This window comes from Caulobacter sp. AP07 (assembly GCF_000281955.1).
GTDB lineage: Bacteria > Pseudomonadota > Alphaproteobacteria > Caulobacterales > Caulobacteraceae > Caulobacter.
In genome coordinates, this window is the sequence record NZ_AKKF01000234.1 from 20356 (window position 1) to 38054 (window position 17699).

The 17699-nt window shown below is 69.5% G+C and carries 14 protein-coding genes; 9 read left to right on the forward strand and 5 right to left on the reverse strand.

What is annotated here, in order from left to right; translation table 11 throughout:
• Positions 1–243 precede the first annotated feature (243 nt).
• The gene (locus PMI01_RS20760; protein WP_007673674.1) at positions 244–1827 is read left to right on the forward strand and encodes a GH39 family glycosyl hydrolase; all 1584 of its coding nucleotides are present in this window, start codon (positions 244–246) and stop codon (positions 1825–1827) included.
• Positions 1828–1953: 126 nt separating this feature from the next.
• Here PMI01_RS20760 and PMI01_RS20765 read toward each other — a convergent pair whose 3' ends face one another.
• Positions 1954–2817 carry a LysR family transcriptional regulator gene (locus tag PMI01_RS20765; RefSeq protein WP_007673678.1) on the reverse strand — a complete coding sequence of 288 codons (864 nt, stop codon included), beginning with the start codon at positions 2815–2817 and terminating at the stop codon, positions 1954–1956.
• Positions 2818–2910: 93 nt separating this feature from the next.
• Between PMI01_RS20765 and PMI01_RS20770 the strand changes: the two genes are divergently transcribed.
• The gene (locus tag PMI01_RS20770) at positions 2911–3882 is read left to right on the forward strand and encodes a quinone oxidoreductase family protein (protein WP_007673681.1); all 972 of its coding nucleotides are present in this window, start codon (positions 2911–2913) and stop codon (positions 3880–3882) included.
• A gap of 131 nt (positions 3883–4013) precedes the next feature.
• On the opposite strand, the gene PMI01_RS20775 is transcribed toward PMI01_RS20770, so the two are convergent.
• Positions 4014–4946 carry a Gfo/Idh/MocA family protein gene (locus tag PMI01_RS20775; RefSeq protein ID WP_007673684.1) on the reverse strand — a complete coding sequence of 311 codons (933 nt, stop codon included), beginning with the start codon at positions 4944–4946 and terminating at the stop codon, positions 4014–4016.
• 103 nt (positions 4947–5049) lie between these two features.
• Between PMI01_RS20775 and PMI01_RS20780 the strand changes: the two genes are divergently transcribed.
• From PMI01_RS20780 to PMI01_RS20800, 5 genes are all read left to right on the forward strand, one after another.
• Positions 5050–6075 carry an NADP-dependent oxidoreductase gene (locus PMI01_RS20780; RefSeq protein ID WP_007673687.1) on the forward strand — a complete coding sequence of 342 codons (1026 nt, stop codon included), beginning with the start codon at positions 5050–5052 and terminating at the stop codon, positions 6073–6075.
• 183 nt (positions 6076–6258) lie between these two features.
• Positions 6259–8316, forward strand: a complete 2058-nt coding sequence (locus tag PMI01_RS20785; RefSeq protein ID WP_007673690.1) for a multicopper oxidase family protein — start codon at positions 6259–6261, stop codon at positions 8314–8316.
• Positions 8317–8395: 79 nt separating this feature from the next.
• Positions 8396–10087, forward strand: coding sequence for a tyrosinase family protein (locus tag PMI01_RS20790; RefSeq protein WP_007673693.1), 1692 nt, complete (start codon positions 8396–8398; stop codon positions 10085–10087).
• A 20-nt stretch (positions 10088–10107) separates the two neighbouring features.
• On the forward strand, positions 10108–10521 hold the full coding sequence (locus PMI01_RS20795) for a hypothetical protein (protein WP_007673696.1): 414 nt from the start codon (positions 10108–10110) through the stop codon (positions 10519–10521).
• Positions 10518–11306: a DJ-1/PfpI family protein gene (locus PMI01_RS20800; RefSeq protein ID WP_007673699.1), complete on the forward strand. Its 789-nt coding sequence runs from the start codon at positions 10518–10520 to the stop codon at positions 11304–11306. The genes PMI01_RS20795 and PMI01_RS20800 overlap by 4 nt, the downstream gene beginning before the upstream one ends.
• A 10-nt stretch (positions 11307–11316) precedes the next feature.
• On the opposite strand, the gene PMI01_RS20805 is transcribed toward PMI01_RS20800, so the two are convergent.
• Positions 11317–11661, reverse strand: coding sequence for a copper-binding protein (locus PMI01_RS20805; RefSeq protein ID WP_007673702.1), 345 nt, complete (start codon positions 11659–11661; stop codon positions 11317–11319).
• Positions 11662–11950: 289 nt separating this feature from the next.
• Here PMI01_RS20805 and mdoH point away from each other — a divergent pair, with 289 nt between their 5' ends.
• The gene (gene mdoH, locus PMI01_RS20810) at positions 11951–13951 is read left to right on the forward strand and encodes a glucans biosynthesis glucosyltransferase MdoH (protein WP_007673704.1); all 2001 of its coding nucleotides are present in this window, start codon (positions 11951–11953) and stop codon (positions 13949–13951) included.
• A gap of 93 nt (positions 13952–14044) precedes the next feature.
• Complete coding sequence (locus PMI01_RS20815; RefSeq protein WP_007673706.1) at positions 14045–14947, forward strand: hypothetical protein; 903 nt, start codon at positions 14045–14047, stop codon at positions 14945–14947.
• A gap of 10 nt (positions 14948–14957) precedes the next feature.
• On the opposite strand, the gene PMI01_RS20820 is transcribed toward PMI01_RS20815, so the two are convergent.
• Positions 14958–15884: a DUF3592 domain-containing protein gene (locus PMI01_RS20820; RefSeq protein WP_369744171.1), complete on the reverse strand. Its 927-nt coding sequence runs from the start codon at positions 15882–15884 to the stop codon at positions 14958–14960.
• Between the two features lie 55 nt (positions 15885–15939).
• Entirely contained in the window at positions 15940–17316 is a 1377-nt protein-coding gene (locus PMI01_RS20825) for an MATE family efflux transporter (RefSeq protein ID WP_007673712.1), read from the reverse strand.
• Positions 17317–17699 lie beyond the last annotated feature (383 nt).

A 17699-nucleotide genomic window follows, 5' to 3' on the forward strand; every position in this document is an offset into this window, starting at 1 on the left:
CGCCGTGGTTAGCTCAGCTGGCGACGCGACGGAAGGGTTGGACGCCGAGTTTTTGCCGGGAACGGGCCGCTCGACGCGCGTTTCATTGCGAACGGTTCGCGTGAGCCCGGCTGCGGCGCATGATCAGACCCTTCGGCGCCGGGTTTCGGACGGGCTGTACGACGCTACGCGAATAATGGTAGCGGTCCCAAAGACACCACTCCGGCCACGAGAGCGGGTCGTTGCAGGAAGGGACCAGCCGCCATGACCACCAACCCCACCGGGACTTTGCTCCGAGGCGCCATCCTGGCCTCGGCCGTGGCGGGACTTCTGGCGGGATCCGCCTTCGCCCAGGCCAAGCCGGCCGTCCGCCACATCACCATCGACGCCAAGGCCCCGACGACGCCGCGCGACCGCTTCTACGACCTGTCGGTCGGCTCGGACTATCCGGGCACCCTGCTGCGCGAAGACAGCCTGGGCCAGCTGAAGACCGCGCGCGACGAGCTGGGCTTCCGCTACGTCCGCTTCCACGCGATCTTCCACGACGTGCTGGGCACCTATCGCGTCGTCGACGGCCAGCCGGTCTATGATTGGACCAAGATCGACGAACTCTACGACCGCCTGCTGAAGATGGGGATCAAGCCGTTCGTCGAGCTGGGCTTCACTCCCGACGCGATGAAGACCTCGAACCAGACGGTCTTCTGGTGGAAGGGCAACACGTCTCACCCCGATCCCAAGCAATGGGCCGCCCTGGTCGACGCCTTCGTCCGTCACATCCAGCAACGCTACGGCCAGGCCGAGGTGCGGTCCTGGTATTTCGAGGTCTGGAACGAGCCGAACCTGGACGGCTTCTGGGAAAAGGCCGACCAGAAGGCCTATTTCGAGCTCTATGACCTGACGGCGCGGACGATCAAGGCGATCGATCCGGCGCTCAAGGTCGGCGGCCCCTCGACGGCCGGCGCGGCCTGGACGCCCGAATTCCTGAGCCACGTGCAGGCCTCGGGCGCGCCGGTCGACTTCGTCACCACCCACACCTACGGCGTCGATGGTGGCTTCCTGGACGAGAAGGGCGTGCAGGACACCAAGCTTTCGCCCTCGCCCGACGCGATCGTCGGCGACGTGCGCCGCGTGCGCCAGGAGATCCAGGCTTCATTCAAGCCCGGCCTGCCGCTGTACTTCACCGAATGGAGCACCAGCTACACGCCTCGCGACCCGGTGCATGACTCCTATGTCAGCGCGCCCTACATCCTGTCCAAGCTGAAGGCCAGCGAGGGCCTGCTGCAGGCCATGAGCTACTGGACCTACAGCGACCTGTTCGAGGAACCCGGTCCGCCGTCCGCGCCGTTCGAGGGCGGCTTTGGCCTGATGAACCCGCAGGGGATCCGCAAGCCGGCATGGTTCGCCTACAAGTACCTGAACCAACTGGGCGACAAGGCCGCGAAGGTCGCCGACGCCCAGACCTGGGCCACCACCGACGGCGGCGGCGTGCAAGCCGTGATCTGGGACTTCCGCCAGCCGGTGCAGGCCGTCAGCAACCGCCCCTACTACACCAAGGTCCAACCCACCCATGACGTGGAGCCGGTCAGCCTGGACGTGAAGGGCCTGAAGCCGGGTCGCTACGACGTCCAGATCTTCCGCACCGGCTTCAAGGCCAACGACGCCTATACGGCCTATCTGGAAATGGGATCGCCCAAGACGCTGAGCGCCGAGCAGACGCGCGATCTCCAGGCCCTGACCGTGGATCGCCCCGAGACCCGGACGCTGAGCGTGGGCAAGTCGGGCGCGACCAGCCTCGCGGTGCCGATGCGCGCCAACGACGTCGTCCTGGTCAAGCTAGCGCCCCGCTAGAGAGCCGGAAGCGTCCTTCGAGGCCCTCCCTCGGAGGGCGCCTCAGGACGAGGAGCTTCGTGCTGCTTTCCTCATCCTGAGGTGCGTAGCGAAGCGAAGCCTCGAAGGACGCACGGCTTTCGCCGCCTAAACGCCGAGTAGGCGGCCGCGCTCGCGATGGATCACCGCCGCCAGATGGTCGCCGACCGCCCGCACCGCCGCCGACCGGCGCAGGTCTTCGTGCACGGCCAGCCATAGGCCCCGGTTGGGCGGCGCGACGCCTGACCAGCGCCGCAGCCCGGGGTCGCCGTCGGCCATGAAGCACGGCAGCAGCGCCACGCCCAGCCCGGCCCGCGCCGCCGGCTGCAGGACGCCCATGTCGTTGCTGCGGAAGCTGACCGGACGGCCAGCCGCGAAGGCCCGCAGCCATTCCTGCTGCGTCAGGCGGCTCATCTCGGCGTCGTAGCTGACCAGCGACCAGTCGCCGTCCGGCCCGTGCGGATAGTCGACCGCGGCGTAGAGCCCGTAGGCCATCTCACCCACCTTGCGCGCCACGCTGGTCGGCTCGCTCGGGGCCTGAAGGCGCAGCGTCAGGTCGGCCTCGCGCCGGGTCAGCGACACCAGCGAGGCCTCGCCACGCAGGGTGACGGTGATCGACGGCAGGGCGCGGCGCAGGTCGACCAGGCTTTCGGCCAGCATGAACATCGCCAGGGACGGCGGGGCGCTGACCACCACCTCGACCGCCGCCGGCTGGCGCTCGGCCTGGGCCAGGCGCTCGACCGCCAGCACCCGATCCTCCATGTCGAAGGCCAGGGCCGCGACCCGTTCGCCGGCCTCGGTCAGGGCCGTGCCCCGACCGCGGCGTTCCAGCAGCCGCAGGCCGGTGCGCGCCTCCAGGGCGGCGACGCGACGGCCGACCGTGGCGTGGTCGACGCCCAGCGCCCGGGCCGCGCCCGACAGCGAGCCTTGTCGCCCGACGGCGGCGAGGTGGCGAAGGTCTTCCCAATCCATTCGTGCGTTTTCGCACAGCTGAGGTGCGATCTCACGGAATTTTCGGAGACTGGCCGACGTGCGAACCCTGGGGCTTGAGAAGGAGAGCTATCCATGGTCCGCAGCATCGAACTCGTCGGCACGGGCGGCGTCGAACAACTCCAACTGGCGCGCCGCCCGCTCCCCGCCCCTGGCGAGGGCGAACTGCGGGTTCGCCACGACGCCGCCGGGGTCAACTTCATCGACGTCTACTACCGGACCGGCCTCTATCCCCTGTCCCTGCCGACCGTGCTCGGCGTCGAAGGGGCCGGCGTGGTCGAGGCGGTGGGCGACGGCGTCCAGGACTTCGCGCCCGGCGACCGCATCGCCTATGCCGGCGCGCCGATGGGCGGCTACGCACAGGCCCGCAACCTGCCGGCCGCCCGGGCGATCAAGCTGCCGGACGGCGTCGACACCCGGGTCGCGGCGGGCGCCATGCTGCGCGGCCTGACGGTCCAGATGCTATTGCGCGGCCCGCGCCCGGCGACGCCCGGCTCGACCATCCTGGTCCACGCCGCCGCCGGCGGACTGGGCCAACTGCTGACCCGCTGGGCCAAGACGATGGACCTCACCGTGATCGGCACGGTCAGTTCGGAGGCCAAGGCCCAGGTCGCCCGGGCGGCGGGCGCGGAACATGTGATCGTCGGCCGCGACGCCGACTTCGTCGCCCAGACCCTGGCCCTGACCGACGGCCGGGGTGTCGACGTCGCCTATGACGGCCTGGGCGGCGGCTATCTGCGCCGGACCTTCGACGCCGTCGCGCCGTTCGGCATGGTGGTGAATGTCGGCCAGGCGGCCGGCCCGGTCCCGCCGCTGGTGGTCACCGACCTGAGCAAGCGCGCCCTGGCGCTGTGGCGGCCCAGCGTCATGGCCTATGTCACCGACGTTCCGCGCTACCGGACGGCGGCGGCCGACCTGCTGGGTGCGCTTGAGCGCGGGGACCTAACGGTCGAGATCGGCGGCGAGTACGCGCTGGAGGACGCGGGGAAGGCCCACGCCGATTTGGAGGCCGGACGGACGACCGGGAGCTTGTTGCTGGTTCCGTAATTCGGCTGTCATCCCGGGCGGAGCGAAGCGCAGACCCGGGACTGCCGGAAGCGCCTGCGTTCACGCCCCGGTCCCGGATCTTCGCGCTGCGCGCTCGTCCGGGATGACAGGATGGGTAAGAGGCGCGCGCCCTACCCGCAGGCCAACTCCACCGCCAACCCCAGGTCCAGCGCCCGGGCCGCCTCCTCGCCCGTCACCACCGGACGCGGCGCCTGCCCGCGCACCGCCGCCAGGAACCCGGCCACGCTCTGGCCCAGGGGGTCCTTGCCGGCCGGAGTCTCGGTGAAGTCCTCGATCAGCGGGAACGGCGTGGTGTTGCGGAAGGTGCGGGCCAGGAAGTCGATCTCGACCTCGCCCGACGGATAGACCACCTTCATGGTCCGCTCGCGGGCCTCAGCGACGCGCGAGCTGTCGAACACGGCGGTGAAGCCGTTGTCGAAAGTGGCCTCGGCCTTGACCCAGTCCAGCGAGGTCGAGCGGGTGATCGCCCCCTCGCCTTCCACCGTCACCGGCTCGGCGTCGCAGATCGCCAGGGCCAGGTCGATGTCGTGAATCATCAGGTCCAGCACCACCGAGACGTCGAGATTGCGATCCGACGGCGTGCCGCGCCGCACGGCTTCCAGGCGCAGCGGCTGCTCGGGGATGTCCAGCAAGCCCATGGCCTGGAACACCACGCGCTCCTGGTGGCCGCAGGCCAGGGACAGCTTGCGCCGGGCGGCCTCGGCGACCAGGGCGTCGGCGTCTTCCGGCGTCACGGCCAGGGGCTTTTCCGAATAGACCGGCTTGCCGGCCTTCAGCGCCGCCAGCACGGCCGGGGCGTGGTGCACGGCCGGGGTGGCGACGGTGACCACGTCGACGGCGGCCAGGAAGGCAGCGAGGTCGTCGAAGGCTTCCGCCCCCAGCGGCTCGGCCAGCGCCTTGGCCCGCGCCAGGTCGATGTCGAATACCGCCGCCAGGGTCACGTCGGGAAGCTCCACGTACTTCTTGGCGTGATAGCCGCCGAACACGCCGGCGCCGATGACACCAGCCTTGAGAGTGGGGGCCTTCGGGAGATCTTGGGTCATGGGCGGTTGTCTAGCCGCTTCGCCCGAAAGCGGGAAGCACTTGGAGGTGACGGCGGGAACGGGTTAAACGGTTGTTTAACGACAAGCCCAGGGAGCAACGTCAATGACCGCCTCGCGTGAAATCCGTCTGAAGAGCCGCCCGGTGGGCGTTCCGGCCACCACCGACTTCGAGCTGGCCACCGTCGAGGTCGGCCCGCCCGGCGACGGCGAGATCCAGGTCCGAAACCTGTGGATGTCGGTCGACCCCTACATGCGCGGCCGGATGACCGACCGCAAAAGCTATGTGCCGCCGTTCGAGCTGGGCAAGGTGCTGCAGGGCGGCGCGATCGGCGAAGTCGTCGCCTCCAACGATCCCGACTTCAAGCCCGGCGACATCGTCAGCACCATGTTCGGCTGGCGCGAGCTGTTCAACGTCTCGCCCAAGGCCTTGGCGGCGGCGGGCATGGGCGCGGTCACCAAGATCGACACCCACGGCCTGCCGCCCCAGACCTTCCTGGGCGTGGCCGGCATGCCGGGCCTGACCGCCTATGCCGGCCTGCTGCGGATCGCCGCCCTCAAGGACGGCGACGTGGTGTTCGTCTCGGCCGCCGCCGGAGCGGTGGGCCAGGTCGTCTGCCAGATCGCCAAGAACAAGGGCCACACGGTGATCGGCTCGGCCGGCGGACCGGAAAAGGTCGCCTTCCTCAAGAGCATCGGCGTCGACCACGTCATCGACTACAAGGCCACCCCCGACGTGGTCGCCGAGCTTGAACGAGTCGCGCCCAAGGGGATCGACGTCTATTTCGAGAACGTCGGCGGCGTGCACCTGGAAGCCGCCATCAACTCGGCCCGCCCGTTCGCCCGCTTCGCCCTGTGCGGGATGATCTCGCAGTACAACGAGACCGGAAAGCCGGTCGGTCCGGCCAACATCATCCAGGCGGTCGGCAAGAGCCTGCGGCTGGAGGGCTTCATCGTCTCCAACCACTACGATCTGGCGCCGCAGTTCATCAAGGACATGGCCGGTTGGATCGGCGCGGGCCAGATGAAGTGGAACGAGACGATCGAGGACGGCGTCGACCGCGCGCCCGAGGCCTTCATCAAGCTCTTCAAGGGCGAGAACCTGGGCAAGATGCTGGTCAAGCTGGCCTAGGCGCTCGGGACTGCAACGGGGACACACGCTCACGGCAAGGCCCATGCGGACTTGGCCGAAACCTTGGCGTGAGCGTGTGTCTCCGCCCCGCCCAAGCTCCTCCAGTAATTTATTGTAGACGCCATTGAACGCTCAGGTAGCATACCTTCACTACGCCCGAACGGGGCGTGCGAGGGGGCGATCATGGGCAGGTTTGCGACGCGGGCCACGATCCGCGCGGGATGGCGGCTGGGGGCGGCGGTCGCCGCGCTAGGCCTTGGTCTGGGCGTCGCCCAGGCGCAGGACCGGGTGGTCAGCAACCCCCGGCTGCTCGGCGTCGAATCGCCCGAGAACGCCGGCCAGCCCAAGGCGGTCCCCAACCTGGTCGCGGCGGCCACCACCGCCAAGTCGGCCGACCGACCATTCGACCTCAACGTCGTCTATACCGACGGCCGGCTCTACAACCCCGCCACCCTGAGCTACGACAAGGTCCGGCTGCGCAGCTACAACGGCACCGACGTCAAGCCGGACGCGCCCTATGTGGCCCCGACCATCCAGGCGTGGCCGGGCGACACCGTGCGGGTCAATCTGGACAACCAGCTGCCGGCCGACCCCAGCTGCGTGCTGACCGGCGGGCCGGTCAACAGCCCGCACTGCTTCAACGGCACCAACCTGCACTCGCACGGCCTGTGGGTCAGCCCGACGGGCAACAGCGACAACGTGCTGCTGTCGATCAATCCGGGCGTGCAGTTCGAGTACGAGTACAACATCCCGCGCACTCATCCGGCCGGGACCTTCTGGTACCACACCCACCGCCACGGCTCGACCGCGCTGCAGGTGTCCAGCGGCATGGCCGGGGCGCTGATCATCCGCGGCGAACGGCTTCCGACCGCGACCGCCAACGGCGACCTCGACACCCTGCTCCACAAAGGCGGCAGGTCGATGCCCGACGAGGTGCTGGTGTTCCAGCAGATCCAGTACGCCTGCCTGGACGCGGCCGGCAACATCAAGGTCAAGACCGTCACCAACCCGGACGGTAGCACCAAGGTCGTCGCCTGGGTCTGCGACAAGGGCGACACCGGGGTCATCGAGACCTATGAAGACGCCAACGGCAACGGCTTCGGGCCCGGCAGCTGGGGCCAGTCGGGACGCTATACCAGCATCAATGGCGAGGTCCTGGCCACGCTGAAGGCCAAGGCCGGCGAACTGGCCCGCTGGCGGCTGATCCACGCCGGGGTGCGCGACACCCTCTCGGTGCAGTTCGTGCCGATGACCGACGCCGGGGTGAAGGCCATGGAAAGCCTGGCCGCCGTCGACGGCGACGCTTTCCGGTCCGCCAACTGCGTCGGCGCGCCCGTGCCGGTCCATGTGGTGGCCAGCGACGGCCTGACCATGGCCCAGGCCCAGCGGGCGACCACGGTCACCCTGCAGCCCGGCTACCGCAACGACCTGCTGGTGGTGTTCCCCAAGGCCGGCAACTACTGCATGCTCGACGCGGCCACGCCCAGGTCGGCCACGGTGAACGGCGACGACGTCGGCACGCGCCTGCTGGGCAAGGTGGTGGTGGCCAAGGGCCAGGACATCGCCAACATCCCCGCCTTCGTCACCGCCGAACTGGTCGACGCCGCCCAGGCCCAGATGCCGGCCGCCGTGCGCGGCCAGGTGATCGGCGACCTGCGCGACGGCCTGAAGCTGACCCGCTTCGTCCCGCACCAGACCATCACCGACGCCGAGGTGGCCGGTAAGCCCCGGCAGGAGGTGGTGTTCAATATCAACGTCAACACCACGCCGACGGCGTTCGAGGTCGGCTCGCAGGACTATGTTCCCCGCCCCTACCAGCCCGACCGCATCGATCGCACCCTGACCCTCGGCCAGGCCCAGGAATGGGTGCTGACCTCCGACTTCGTCAGCCACCCGTTCCACATCCACGTCAATCCGTTCGAGGTGGTGGCCATTCTCGATCCGAACGGCAAGGACGTCAGCGCCCCGGGCGCGGTGGACGACTACGGCGGTTCGGTCGATCCGCAGTATCCGGGGCTGAAGGGCGTCTGGAAGGACACCCTGTGGGTCAAGAGCGTGCAGAAGGTCAAGAACGGCCCCTACATGCCCTACAAGCTGATCACCCGTACCCGGTACGAGCGCTACATCGGCGAGTTCGTCCTGCACTGCCACATCCTCGACCACGAGGACCAGGGCATGATGCAGAACGTCGAGATCGTCCTGCCCAACGGGGCCGGCGGCGTCGCCCACGGCCACCACTGACCTCGAGGCCGGCCGGGCCCAGGGTCCCGCCGGCCTCTCCATCTCGACCCCAAGATCGACGGCAAGAGGGAAACCGACCATGACCCAGCGCGTCTTCGAAACGGGCGGCGTGCAGCGCCGGACCCTGCTGGCCGGGGCCGCCGCCGTGGCGGGCGTCGCGGCTCTGGGCGGTGGAACGGCCGTGGCGGCGACCCAGGCCCGCTACCGTCGCCACAACGTCGCCAGCCCCGAGGGGGCGAAGATGCTGGAGAGCTACAAGAAGGCGATCGTCGCCATGCTGGCCCTGCCGCCCGACGACCCGCGCAACTGGTACCGCCACGCCCTGACCCACACCATCGACTGCCCGCACGGCAACTGGTGGTTCGTGGTCTGGCACCGGGGCTATGTGGGCTGGTTCGAGCAGGTCTGCCGCGACCTCAGCGGCGACCCCGACTTCGCCTTCCCCTACTGGGACTGGACGGCCAACCCGCAGGTGCCGGCGGTGATGTTCGACGGGGTGCTCAATCCCAACGACCCGGCCTACATCCCCAGCCTGGCGGCGTTCAACGCCCAGTACGGCCCGGTGCTCGACAAGTTCTGGGACGGCCTGACGCCGGCCCAGACCGGCCAACTGCTGATCCGGGGCCTGCGCTTCCCCGCCGACCTGCTGTTCGACATCGGACCCAAGGGCGGGCCGATGTTCTTCCCGCAGGGCAGCGCCCGCGGCTCGACCCAGGCCAAGCCGGGCTTCGACGACATCACCAACAACGCCGTCTCGCCGTGGATGCTGGACAACGCCCTGGCCCCGCGCGACTTCATCGGCTTCGCCAGCCCCAAGACCTTCTACCACGGCAGCATCACCGGCTTCGGGGTGCTGGAGGGCCAGCCGCACAACAAGGTGCACAACTGCACCGGCGGCATCTGGACCGACCCGAACGGCCAGACCACCTATGGCGACGGCTTCATGCAGTCCAACCTGTCGCCGGTCGATCCGCTGTTCTTCCTGCACCATTCCAACATCGACCGGCTGTGGGACGTCTGGACGCGCAAGCAGCAGGGCTACGGCTATCCCACCCTGCCCGACAACAATCCCAGCGCGCTCGACCCCAAGGGCGACCTGGGCCGCTGGCAGTCCGAACCGTTCCTGTTCTTCAGCGACGCCAAGGGCCAGGTGCTGCCGCCGCAGAAGCAGCTGGCCGGCTATTACGCGACGATCGGCGAGTTCGACTACGACTACCAGCCCGGCTCGGGCGAACAGGTCGTGCCGCCTGCCCCGCCCACCCCCAGGAAGCTGAAGGCCGTGGCGGCGGCCCCGTCGCAACAGTTCGCCGGCACGCTGAAGGTCGCGGGCAAGACCAGCCTGGGGGCCGCCGACGTCGCCGTGCCCACCGCCCTGCTGACCCAGGCCGCCCAGCCGAACGGGCCCCGGCTGTTCGCCACCATCACCGTCGAACTGTCGCCGTTCGAGCACGGCCAGGACCTGGCGGTGCTGATCAACACGCCCGAGGGCCAGGCCTTCGACGCCAAGTCGCCGGGCTTCGTCACCACCCTGTCGATGTTCGGCAACCACGTCGTGCAGCGCCCGGTGACCTTCATGGTGCCGCTGTCGAAGCCGCTGGCGGCGCTGAGCGGCCAGAAGCTGCTGCGGGCCAATCAGCCGCTGAGCATCCGGGTCGCCAGGTTGGGCTCCGGCGGACCCAAGCCGATGATGCTGCACACCCATGGCCTCGCCGCCTCCGGGGCGACCACCTCCACCGCCCAGGTCGTCAGCATCGTCATCGAGTCGCACTGAGCCCTGCAGAGGAGCCAGCCATGATCGCCGGCCTGTGGACCTATCGCAGCTACCTCAACGATCCCGCCCTGGTCGACGGCGATCCCGCCAAGGCCCTGGCCCTGATCTTCGGCGAAGGCGTCTTCAGCTTCGAGACGCCGACGCCGGAGACCCTGACCGGCACGCTCGACATGGGCGGCGGCTACGTGCTGGACCTCGAGGGCCAGGTCGCGACCTCGGCCGACGAGCCGGTCGTCCTGATCATCAACGGCTATGGCCGCGACGGCACGCCGACCGCCGGCTGGGAATATGACTACCATTGCTGGCCTGGCTACGCCTGGCCGGACGGCGTCGATCAGGTCCCGTCCCTAGTCGGCACGGTGGTGCGGGCCAAGCCGCACAACGGCGAGCCGGCCGGCGTGGTCGCCTCGTTCATCGCCGTGAGCCAGTCATGACCGCCGCCGCCAAGCCTCCCGCCAAGCCCAAGCCGCCGCCCGTGTTCACCGTGGGCATCGTGCTCTATCCGGGCTTCGACATCCTGGACGTGGCCGGCCCGCACGAGGTGTTCGGGTTCTTCGACGGAGCGGCGATCGGCCGGACCGTCAAGGTGGCGACGGTGGCCCAGACCAAGGCGGCGCTGCCGACCTCGGGCGTGCTGCGTGTGCTGCCGGAATACGACTTCGGCGACTGCCCGCCGATCGACCTGCTGTTCGTGCCCGGCGGCGGCGACGGCCTGGACAAGGCGATCGGCGACAAGGCCTTGCTGGCCTTCCTGCGCAAGGCCGCCAAGCACGCCCGTTACGTGGCCGGGGTCTGCACCGGCGGCCTGCTGCTGGGCGCGGCCGGGTTGCTGGACGGCTATGAAGCCACCACCCACTGGGGCTTCATCGACTGCCTGAAGCTGTTTCCCAAGGTCAAGGTCGTCAACGGCTGCCCGCGCTGGGTGCGCGACCGCAACCGCATCACCGGCGGCGGCATCTCGTCGTCGATCGACGAGTCGCTGTTCCTGCTGGACACCCTGGTCGCCGACCTGGCGCCGGGCAAGGCCTCAGACAAGGACAGGGCGGCCCTGGCCGAACTGACCACCCGGCAGGTCCAGCTGTCGATCCAGTACAACCCGCAACCGCCGTTCTCCGGCGGCGACCCCTGCTCGGTGGACTATGCAGTGTTCGAACCGGTGAACGCCAGCATGGCCGGGTTCCGCGAAATCGTCTCCAAGGCGATCCTGGCGCGCCCCTGAACCCGGGGACCTAGCGCGCCGTCAATTCCACCAGCTCATACCCCGCGCCGACCTTGCGGAACTTGAACGTCACGCGGGTCCCGGACGTCAGCGGCGCCTCGGCCAGCACGTCGGCATAGGCCTGGAACGCGGTGCGGCCGGCCGGCAGTCCCGCACCGCTCGCGCCCTCGTGATCGAGCGTTACCAGCTGGCCTTCCAGCGTCGCGATTACACCCGTCGAGTCGTATTCCGGACCCGCCAGAACCGGCGCTTGAGCCGTTTCGGCGGGCTTCGAAGGCGTCTTCGCCGACTGGCCGGGGCCGCAGGCCGCGAGAACGCCGGCCACGGAGATTGCAAAAATAATCTTTATTTTCATGGACTTGAATGACTTTCAGACCTGACGGGCCGTTCCGGATACGGCGCTTTTATAAGGTTTTTTGCCGCAAGTGCGAAAAGAGCGGCGATTGTGGTAGCGATTTCGTGATCGAAGTTTTACATTCGTGACACCGGCGGCTCTCCACGCCGGTTGCCGAAGACACGCAAACCAGCAGCAGAACGCGCCCGATCCTAGCGGAGACGGCACGTCCCGTAAGCCGGTCTTGCGCGCGCTCGGTCCCCCTGCGGAGAGGCCCGGCCCGGCGCCGGACAGCCCGAGACGATGGACCATGAGCGAACGCGGCGCCTTCTTCGACCTGACCTCCTCGCGGAGCGTCGCCTATGAAACGGTGATCTCCGTCAGCGACCGGGTCGAGATCCCGACCGACGCGCCCCTGGCCATGCCGGTCCAGCCCCTGGCCTTCTGGCAGGGCGGCGCCCGTCCGTCCAACACCGCCAACACCGACATGACCCTGCGCCGCTGGGGCGTGTTCGTGGCCACCGCGATCATGGCCTTCGCCGGCTGGAGGGCCACGTTCGACACCATCGCCCTGGGCGGCGTCACGCGCCTGGAAGCCGTCTGCATCGTGCTGCTGGCCCCGCTGTTCCTGGCCCTGGCCCTGTGGTTCTGCACGGCCGTGGTCGGCTTCGTGGTGCTGCTGGGCAAGCCCAAGGACCCGCTCGGCATCGACGAGACCCTGCCGATGCCCCGGCCCAAGGCCCGCACCGCCATCCTGATGCCCGTGCACAACGAGGACGCCGCCGAGGTGTTCGCCCGCCTGCGCGCCATGGACGCCTCGCTGGCCGAGACCGGCGCCAGCCGCGCCTTCGACATCTTCATCCTCAGCGACACCCGCGACGCCGCCGTGGCCCTGGCCGAACAGGCCTGCTTCGCCCGCTTCCGCCGCGAGGCCAACAGCCACGTCTTCTACCGCAAGCGCACCCAGAACACGGGCCGCAAGGCCGGCAACATCGCCGACTGGGTGGCCCGCTGGGGCGGCGACTACGAGCACATGCTGGTGCTGGACGCCGACAGCCTGATGACCGGCGAGGCCATGGTCCGCCTGGCCGACGCCATGGAGCGTCACCCGCGCATCGGCCTGATCCAGACCATGCCGATGATCATCAACGGCCAGACGATCTTCGCCCGCACCCTGCAGTTCGCCACCCGCCTGTACGGTCGCGTCGCGTGGACCGGCCTGGCCTGGTGGTCGGGTTCGGAAAGCAGCTTCTGGGGCCACAACGCCATCGTCCGCACCAAGGCCTTCGCCGAGACCTGCGGCCTGCCCAGCCTGAACGGCCCCAAGCCGTTCGGCGGCGAGGTGATGAGCCACGACGCCCTGGAAAGCGCCCTGCTGCGCCGCGGCGGCTGGGGCGTGCACCTGGCCCCCTATCTGGGCGGTTCCTACGAGGAGAGCCCCTCCAACCTGCTGGACTTCGCCACCCGTGACCGTCGCTGGTGCCGGGGCAACGTGCAGCACGTGCCGCTGATCGGCCTGCCTGGCCTGCACTGGATGAGCCGCCTGCACCTGGTGATCGGCGTGCTCAGCTACGTGCTCTCGCCGCTGTGGTTCGTGGCCCTGTCGTCGGGGATCATCTCGCGCATGCTGATGCCCGAGCTGAAGAAGGCCGCCTTCACCATGGCCGACCTGCAGGCCGCGGCCCACGCCCTGATCGACTGGCGCGAAATCCAGGCCACCGCCTGGGCGATGATCATCACCTTCGTGCTGCTGTTCGGCCCCAAGATCCTGGGCTCGATCCTGGTGTTCTCGCGCAAGCACGAGATCAAGGGCTTCGGCGGCCGTCGCCGGATCCTGGCCGGCCTGGGCGTCGAGATGCTGCTCTCGGCCCTGGTCGCCCCGATGCTGATGTTCACCCAGACCCGCGCCCTGGTCGAGATCCTGGCCGGCAAGGTCGGCGGCTGGGCCACCCAGCGCCGCGACGCCGACAGGGTCACCAGCCAGGAGGCCTTCAAGGCCATGGGCTGGATCAGCATCGCCGGCCTGACCCTGGCGGTGATGTTCTGGTTCACGCCGGACCTGCTGACCGCCACCCTGCCGATCCTGGCCGGCCTGATCCTGGCCGTGCCGCTGACCATGCTGGGCGCCCACAAGATCGCCGGCCTGAAACTGAAGGCCAACGGCCTGTTCATGACCCCGGAAGAGCGCCGCCCGCCGGCCATCGTCCGCGCGGCCCTGGGCCCGGCCTGCGAGCCCCCGGCCGCCTGGTTCACCGGCCAGCGTCATACGGCCATGATCACCGAACCGGCGACGGAACGGAACGCGGCCTGAGCCCTTATGCGGTCTGACGCCTTTATGCGTCTGGCCGCCTTGGCTCGACCGGAGTAGAAGCGCGCTTCGTTCAATCCTAACGGAGCGTCCGCCGTGTCGCGCCTCTTCAGCGCCTATGTGATCGTCGACTGGAGCGCGGCCACCAAGCCGACGACGGGGGCGGATTCCGTGTGGATCGGCGTGGTCAAGCGCGACGTGCGCTTTCGCCTGACCTATGAAAGCTTCAACCCGCCGACCCGCCAGGAAGCCGAGACCAAGCTGGCGGCGATCCTCGACGACCTGAAGAAGCGCAACGAACGGGCCCTGGTCGGTTTCGACTTCCCGCTGGGCTTCCCGCGCGGCGTCACCGCGGCCCTGTCGCTGAAGGGCGAGCACCCCTGGCGCGCGGTCTGGGACCAGTTGGCCAAGATGGTCAAGGACAAGGCCGACAACACCAACAACCGCTTCGGCGTCGGCTCGGAGCTGAACCGCCGGCTGACCGGCGGCCCGTTCCCGTTCTGGGGCTGCCCGCCCAAGGACACCCTGACGACCTTGCAGCCCAAGAAGACCCGCGAGCACGGCCCCGGCGACCTGCCGGAGTTCCGCCACGCGGACCTGGCGGCGAAAGGCGCGGCCTCGATCTGGAAGCTCTACTACAACGGCTCGGTCGGCGGTCAGGCGATCGTCGGCATCCCCGCCGCGCGCCGGCTGAGGGACGCGCGCGGCGACGCCGCCCGCGTCTGGCCGTTCGAGACCGGCTTCAAGGCCCTGGCCGAGGCCGACCTCGCGGGCGTCCAGGTGGTGATCGCCGAGGTCTACCCCTCGCTGATCAAGGCGACGCCAGCGGCCGGCGAGGTCAAGGACGCCGCCCAGGTGCGGGCCCTGGCCGAGCACTTCGCCAAGCTGGACGAGGCGGGCAAGCTGGCCGCGCTGTTCGGGCCGGGCAAGGACGCCCCGGCCGACGTGGTGCGGGACGCGGAGACCGAAGAGGGCTGGATCCTGGGGGCGGCCGTCTAGCCGCCCTCGCCTACCGGCCCGCCGCAGCCAGGGCCTCCTCCACCACGATCGCCGCGCCGAACGCGACCGGGATCGAGGTCTCGTCGCCCGGATCGGCCGGGTCGAACCAGACGACCACGGGATCGCCGACCCGCGGCAGCTGGACCGCGTCGAAGTTGTCGGTCTTGGTCAACCAGCGGTCGACGCCCTGGTGGTCGGTGAACTTGACGACGACGCGGAGCCTCGGCTGGTTCATGATTTCGACCCCCGTGTCGTGCAGTTCGGTGATCAGGCCGCGCGTCTTGATCCCTGTCTCGATCACGGCCTTGGCGCGCGCCCTGCGGCGGCTCTCGGTCCTGGCCTGGTTGCGGCCGATCCAGGCCAGGCCAGCGCCGATCAGGACCAGCAGCGCCGGAGCCCAATAGCGCGACGTCCAGGCGATCCAGGCGCCGGCGTCCCATGGCCCCGTCCGCTCGCCGGGGGGCGTCGCGTCCGTAAAGCCTTCGGACGACCCGACCCAGAAGTCGCCGCCCACCGACGAGGCGCCGCCGTCGGCGACGGCCGCGAAGACACCGGGCTCGGGCGCGGCGACCCAGAACAGGCTCGCGCCCAGCCAGAATCCCACCGCGCAACCGATCAGGGTGACGGCCGCCGGAAGGGAGAACCCGGCGCCGAGCCCGAAACGCGACGTCATGGCGGCCCCGAACCCGAGGTCCAGGACAAAGCCGGCGATCGAACCGACGAACACCGCCCAGAACATGCCGGGCACGACGTTGGCGGGATACAGGTCCGGCGTCAGATAGAGCAGACCCATCGGATAGCGGATGGTGTCGGCCAGACCCAGGCCGAACAGCGCCCAGGCCGCGAAGACCAGGAACAGTCCCAACCCCGCGCCGCCGCCAGGCTCCTGCTGGCTCTCCTCGAGCGCCTTGCGCCGCCGCTCGACGGCCGGATCCACCGTGCTCAAATCAACGCCCTCCCGATGCAACTCAGGGGAAAAGGCGCCGCGCGCCCTATCGTTCCTTGAGGTCCAGCATCCGATACCGCCCCAGCAGCAGCGCCGCGGCGATGAAGCTGGTGATGATCACCGACCAGACGATGCCCTGCACACCCAGCTTCATCGGCAGGGCCAGCCACCAGGCCAGGGGTCCCATGATCAGGGCGTAGCTGACCATGTGGGTCGCGGTCGGGATCCACACCTCGCCCCGGGCGCGCAGGGCCTGGGCGCAGACCACCTGCACGGCGTCGGGCACCAGGAACAGGCAGCTGAGCGCCAGGGCCGGGCCGATCAGGGCCAGGGCGGCCGGGTCGCTGGTATAGGCCTCCGCCACCAGGTGGCGCAGGGGCAGCAGCAGCACCGAGACCAGCAGGGCGAAGGCGGCGGTGACGCCGAAGGCGATCCAGCCCGCCCGGCTCATGCCCTTGGTGTCTCGCGCGCCATAGGCCCGCCCCACCTGCACCGCCGTGGCGGTCGACAGCCCCAGCGGGACCATGAAGATCACCGCCACCACGTTGAGCACCACCGCCCAGGCCGCCACCGAATAGCCGCCCAGCCAGCCGGCCACCAGGCTCATGCCGGCGAAGGCCGAGACCTCGAAGAAGTTCGACGTTCCGGCCCCGTAGCCGACCCGGCGCTGCTCCACCTCGGCCGGCCGGTCGCGGGCCGGCTTGTCGAACACGCCCATGGCCCGGGCGTCCTTCAGGCGAACGATCAGCACGGCCAGCATCAGGGCGAAGGCCGACCGCGCGACGAAGGTCGCCCAGGCCGCGCCGACCGCGCCCAGGGCCGGCAGGCCCAGGGTCCCCGGCACCAGCAGCAGGTTGACCGCCAGGTTGATCAGGTTGGCGATCCACATGGCGACGGTCACCATCACTGGCCGACCCAGCCCTTCGAGCCAGAAGCTCAACGCCACGCTCAGGGCGTAGACCGGCAGCGACAGCGAAAAGACGATCAGCGGCAGGGTCGCGCCGTCGGCCAGGGCCTTGTCCAGGCCTACCCGGTGCAGCAGCGACGGCCCCAGCGCCACCAGCAGGGCCGCGCCGGCCAGGCCCAGCCACAGGGCGTAGGACAGGCCGCGCCGCAGCACCGCGCCGGCCTCGTGCGGCCTGCCCGCCCCCACGGCCCGCGAGCCCATCACCTGCACGCCGACCAGCAGGCCGACCGTCACGGTCACGAACACCGAGGTCGGGGCCCAGGCCATGGCGTGGAAGCCCAGCTGCGTCGCCGAGAAGTGGCCGACCACGATGGCGTCGGTCAGGCCCATGACCATGATGCCCAGGCGCGACAGCACCACCGGCCCCGCCAGGCGGAGCAGTTCGATGAGATCGGAGACTATGACGCCGTGCGGCTTCCCGGAGGGGGAAGCCGGCGCGGCCGCGTCGCGCGGCATGGACAGGGCCTTTCAAAGAAGGCCGGGAAAGTGACGGATGCACAGACTTTGGGCAACCCCTGGTTCCACCGCTCGCGATGGTTTGGACTTGGGCAGGGTGGGATTCCCTTCGGGTGGATGGCTCACGCCCTTGCCCCCTACGGGCCTTCGGCCGTCTTCCCCCATAGGGGGAAGAGCCTCGCCGTCGGCGCCGCGCGAACTCCGCCCCCCATGGGGGGCGGACAGACCGCGAAGCGGTCAGGTGGGGGCAAGTCTGATCGCACTCACGCGGAACATCCGCTGAGGAGGTGAGGAGGCGCGGAGCGGCCGGGCCCAGCCCGGATGACCGTGAGTGTTGTGTTTGCGTTTCGGCGAGGACCGACCGCTCCGCGAAACCGTTGTTC